Here is a 5,005-nt window from a genome sequence, read left to right as displayed (position 1 = left end):
CTGATCTGCGTCAATTTTTTAGTCACAGCTCACGGATAAATATGTTTTTCGAGGCAAAATGTCTCATTGATTTTTAGGACATAAGAAATATTATGGGCGGATTTCCATCCTTGATATGGGAAGTCTTAGAGAATAAACAAAACGGTAAGAATTTCTTGCTATTTGGCGGTGTCCCTGTTATGATAAGCTTATAAGAAATCGGATAGATGGAGGTGATCCCGATGGATATGATAGGAAGTATTGCGGACCTTTCGGTGGCGATGGCGCAGAACCGGCTTGCATCGGATGTCAGTACGGCGATGCTGGACAAGACGATGGATACCTGGAAGGAGCAGGGAGACGAGATGGTCAAGATGATGGAGTCTTCGGTGCAGCCGTATCTCGGACAGAATATCAATACATACATATAAACAATCAGGTGCAGATCATTGATCGGCACCTGTTTTGGTTAAGAATCAAAGAGCAAAGAACTGTTTTAAGCTTTTCTAAAATAAGTATAAAATATGTGCAAATTTTGTGAAAATTCAGAAAAAGACTTCCATTTTTTGTGAAAGTTTACTATAATAATGTGTATGAGAGGTATGGAACTGTAGGACGGCAGATACATACCATAGGAGCTTGAATATCTGCTGACACAATCTAAAAGAAAAGGGAGAGTATTATTATGGTAAACAGATTTGTATTGAACGAGACATCTTATCATGGAGCAGGAGCGATCAAGAGCATCGCAGATGAGGCAAAGGGACGTGCTTTCAAGAAAGCATTTGTATGTTCTGATCCGGATCTTGTAAAGTTCGGTGTGACACAGAAGGTTCTGGATGTGCTTGACGGTGCAGGACTTGCTTATGAGTTGTATTCCAATATCAAGCCAAACCCAACGATCGAGAATGTACAGACAGGTGTTGCGGCTTGCAAGGCTGCAGGCGCTGATTACATTATCGCGATCGGTGGTGGATCTTCTATGGATACCGCCAAGGGCGTTGGTATCATTATGGAGAATCCGGATTTTGCCGATGTGCGCAGCCTGGAGGGCGTTGCCGATACAAAGCATAAGAGTATGCCGATCTTTGCAGTGCCTACGACAGCAGGTACCGCAGCAGAGGTTACGATCAACTACGTTATCACGGATGTAGAGAAGAATCGTAAGATGGTCTGCGTAGATCCTCATGATATTCCGGTCGTTGCATTTATTGATCCGGAGATGATGGCAAGTATGCCGAAGGGACTGACTGCTGCAACCGGTATGGATGCACTGACACATGCGATCGAGGGTTATATTACCGCAGGCGCATGGGAGCTTTCCGATATGTTCCATCTGAAAGCAATCGAAATTATTTCACGCTCCTTAAGAGGTGCGGTTGACAATACACCGGAAGGCAGAGAGGGTATGGCATTAGGTCAGTATGTTGCAGGTATGGGCTTCTCCAACGTTGGTCTTGGTATCGTTCATTCCATGGCACATCCTCTTGGTGCTCTTTATGATACACCACACGGTGTGGCAAATGCGATCATCCTGCCAACCGTTATGGAGTACAATGCAGATGCTACCGGTGACAAGTACAAGTACATCGCACAGGCAATGGGCGTAGAAGGAACAGAGAACATGTCTCAGGAAGAGTACCGCAAGGCTGCCATTGATGCAGTTCGTAAGCTGTCTCAGGATGTTGGAATCCCTGCAGATCTCAAGGAGATCGTGAAGAAGGAGGATATTCCGTTCCTTGCACAGTCTGCTTACGACGATGCCTGCCGTCCGGGCAATCCAAAGGAGACATCCGTTGAAGATATCACAGCTTTGTATGAGAGCCTGATCTAATCAATTTACGTAGATATTATTACCTATTATAATAGAAGACACCCGGAGATCCAATGAAGAAGATTTCCGGGCGTCTTTTTATTGTTATCGTCAGGAAATGACAGGATTTTAGAAAATAGCAAATTGTTTCGCAGGGACATGGTTCCCTACAGAAAACAGCCGTACACTCGGGCGGTATACTTGCATTCTGGTTAAGATAATGGTATATTTAGAAACAGTTTAATAGTAGGAACACACCTATGGAATGGAGGATAATCATGGAAAAAACAATGGAGAAGATTCAGGCAGTCGCAAAGGCAAGAGGTTTTATTTATCCTGGATCTGAGATTTACGGCGGACTTGCGAATACATGGGATTATGGTAATCTCGGTGTGGAATTGAAGAATAATGTGAAACAGGCATGGTGGCAGAAGTTTATTCGTGAGAGCCAGTACAATGTCGGTATTGACTGTGCAATTCTTATGAACCCACAGACATGGTTCGCATCCGGTCATCTTGGAAGCTTTTCCGATCCATTGATGGATTGTAAGGAATGTCATGAGCGTTTTCGTGCTGATCAGCTGATCGAGAAGTTTGCTGAGGAGAACAGCATCGAGCTTGACGGCAGCGTGGATGGATGGAGCAATGAAAAGATGCAGGACTTCATTGCGGAACACAGCGTGCCATGTCCAACCTGTGGAAAGCACAATTTTACAGATATTCGTCAGTTCAATCTGATGTTTAAGACATTCCAGGGTGTTACAGAGGATGCTAAGAATACCGTATATCTTCGTCCGGAGACAGCACAGGGTATTTTCGTCAACTTTAAGAACGTGCAGAGAACATCCAGAAAGAAGATCCCGTTTGGTATCGGACAGATTGGTAAGTCTTTCCGTAACGAGATCACACCGGGTAACTTCACATTCCGTACCCGTGAGTTTGAGCAGATGGAGTTAGAGTTCTTCTGTGAGCCGGACACCGATCTTGAGTGGTTCGCATACTGGAAGGATTTCTGTATCAACTGGCTGCAGACGCTTGGCATTAAGCCGGAAGAGATGCGTGTTCGTGACCATGACAAGGAGGAGCTTTCCTTCTATAGTAAGGCAACATCTGATATCGAGTTCCTGTTCCCATTTGGCTGGGGCGAGCTTTGGGGTATTGCAGACCGTACCAATTACGATCTGAGCCGCCATGCGGAGACCTCCGGTGAGGATATGAGCTACTTCGACGATGCCAAGAATGAGAAATATATCCCATATGTTATCGAGCCTTCGCTGGGTGCTGACCGTGTGACACTGGCATTTCTGTGCAGTGCATATGATGAAGAAGAGCTTGAGGGCGGCGATGTTCGTACCGTAATGCATTTCCATCCTGCAATTGCACCGGTTAAGATTGGTGTGCTTCCATTATCCAAGAAGCTCGGCGAGCAGGCAGGCAAGATTTACGAGACATTGTCTAAGCTGTACAACTGTGAATACGATGACAGAGGTAACATCGGTAAGCGTTACCGTCGTCAGGATGAGATTGGTACTCCTTACTGTATCACATATGACTTTGATTCTGAGGAGGATGGTGCTGTAACAGTACGTGACCGTGATACCATGGAGCAGGAACGTATCAAGATCGAGGATCTTCCAAAGTACTTCGAAGGAAAGTTCAGTTTCTAATATAATAGGCGCGATATAATGTGTGGCAGAAGTGTGTCATGAAAATGAGCATTTCTCACAATAGAAAAGAAATAGTAATTTTGTTTATTCGACAAAATTACTATTTCTTTTTGCTGTCTTAGCCAAAATGACGGGAATGTAATAAAATGTTAAGAATCTTTTGTGCATTGTGTCTATTGAATTGTGCGGGGTGCCATGCTAAAATTCCGCATGTATCAAAGAAAAACCACTAATATAAGGGGGAAAAGATCATGAAGACTTCTATGAAGAAAGTACTTTCATTGGCTCTGGCTGGAGCACTTGCACTTACAAGTGTATTCTCTGTAAATGCAGTTGATGCTTCCAATGCTAAGAAGGCAGCCGCTGTTAAGACAGCAAAGCTTTCTATCGTTGCTGCAAAGGATAAGGCAGTTAACGCTTCTACAACAGTAACAGGTGTTGCAGTTTCTACAAAGGGTGCACTTGCCTGCAAGTATGACGCAAAGCTTGCTACAAGCATTGCTTCTGCATCTGCAGTTGTTGTATCCGGCGATGCAATCAAGGTAACAGTTACCGCTACAAAGGGTGCTGTAGCTTGTACAGATGCTGCTGTCAGCGTATTATCCGCTAACACAGAGATCGCTAAGGTTCTTGTAACGATTAAGGGTGCTGCTACAACAAAGGCAACAAAGTCTATCAAGTTCAAGAAGAACAAAGTAGTAGTTGCTGCCGGTAAGAGCACAAAGGTTGCTTACACAGTTAAGAAGGTAGCTACAGCAGATGCTGCTAAGAAGGTAACTGTTAAGTCTGCTAACAAGAAGATTGCTAAGGCTACTCTTGTAAAGGGTCAGAAGAAGGTTAAGATCGCTGTACCTAAGAAGGCTAAGGCAGGTACATCTACAAAGGTAACACTTAAGTCTGGTTCTAAGAAGGCTGTTCTTAAGGTATTCGTTAAGAATCCTGCAAAGAAGGTTACAGCTAAGAAGGCTACTGTAGTAGTTAAGAAGAACAAGACAAAGAAGATCACTGTAGCAGTTAAGGCTAAGAACAACAAGAAGGCTACAACAGACGCAATCAAGGTTAAGTCCTCTAACAAGAAGGCTGTAAAGGTTAAGTCTGCAGTTGCTAAGAAGGGCAAAGTTGTTATCACTGTTAAGGCTGCAAAGAAGGCTGGAAAGAGCAAGCTGACTGTTAAGGTTGGTGCTAAGAAGGCTACTGTAAATGTAAAGGTTAAATAATTTTACATTCCTTATGTGACTTTGACTTGAGGGTGTCGCACTGGTGACAGTGCGGCACCTTTTTCAGTATATAACTAAGACTTCCCATACCAAGGATGGTAATTCGCCCATAATATTTCTTATGTCCGGAAAACGAAATATCAATTTTGCCTGAGAAATCACTTGATCCGTGAACTATGACTAAAAAATTGACGCAGATCAGTAGGATTTCCGAAAAATCTTGCTTTGCAATGCTTTGATAAATACGCATCCGCACGACTGAGCCCCATAGGTGGGCTCAGCTATTTCGGACGGCACGCTCCCGCTACCACTGCACCACGCAGCGGTAC

General features: G+C 44.0%; 4 protein-coding genes. All 4 read left to right on the top strand.

The annotated features are described in order from the left end of the window. Positions 1-221: 221 nt before the first annotated feature. On the top strand, positions 222-410 hold the full coding sequence (locus DXA20_RS15755; protein ID WP_158577264.1) for a YjfB family protein: 189 nt from the start codon (positions 222-224) through the stop codon (positions 408-410). A gap of 254 nt (positions 411-664) precedes the next feature. Then, a complete protein-coding gene (gene fucO / locus DXA20_RS15750; RefSeq protein WP_118562065.1) occupies positions 665-1,813 on the top strand; it encodes a lactaldehyde reductase in 1,149 nt (382 codons plus the stop codon). A 257-nt stretch (positions 1,814-2,070) separates the two neighbouring features. After that, on the top strand, positions 2,071-3,459 hold the full coding sequence (locus DXA20_RS15745) for a glycine--tRNA ligase (protein ID WP_118562063.1): 1,389 nt from the start codon (positions 2,071-2,073) through the stop codon (positions 3,457-3,459). A 251-nt stretch (positions 3,460-3,710) separates the two neighbouring features. Further along, positions 3,711-4,676 (top strand): hypothetical protein, encoded by a 966-nt coding sequence (locus DXA20_RS15740; RefSeq protein WP_118562061.1) that lies wholly within the window; start codon positions 3,711-3,713, stop codon positions 4,674-4,676. Positions 4,677-5,005 lie beyond the last annotated feature (329 nt).

The sequence above is a fragment of the Roseburia sp. AM59-24XD genome, assembly GCF_003478445.1.
Taxonomy (GTDB): Bacteria; Bacillota; Clostridia; order Lachnospirales; family Lachnospiraceae; genus Jutongia.
This window is presented reverse-complemented; position numbering and strand designations above follow the sequence as displayed.

Bases quoted from the DNA above. Each gene is read 5' to 3' on its own strand.
- DXA20_RS15755 (WP_158577264.1), top strand. From the start codon at position 222: ATGGATATGATAGGAAGTATTGCGGACCTTTCGGTGGCGATGGCGCAG.
- fucO (WP_118562065.1), top strand. From the start codon at position 665: ATGGTAAACAGATTTGTATTGAACGAGACATCTTATCATGGAGCAGGA.
- DXA20_RS15745 (WP_118562063.1), top strand. From the start codon at position 2,071: ATGGAAAAAACAATGGAGAAGATTCAGGCAGTCGCAAAGGCAAGAGGT.
- DXA20_RS15740 (WP_118562061.1), top strand. From the start codon at position 3,711: ATGAAGACTTCTATGAAGAAAGTACTTTCATTGGCTCTGGCTGGAGCA.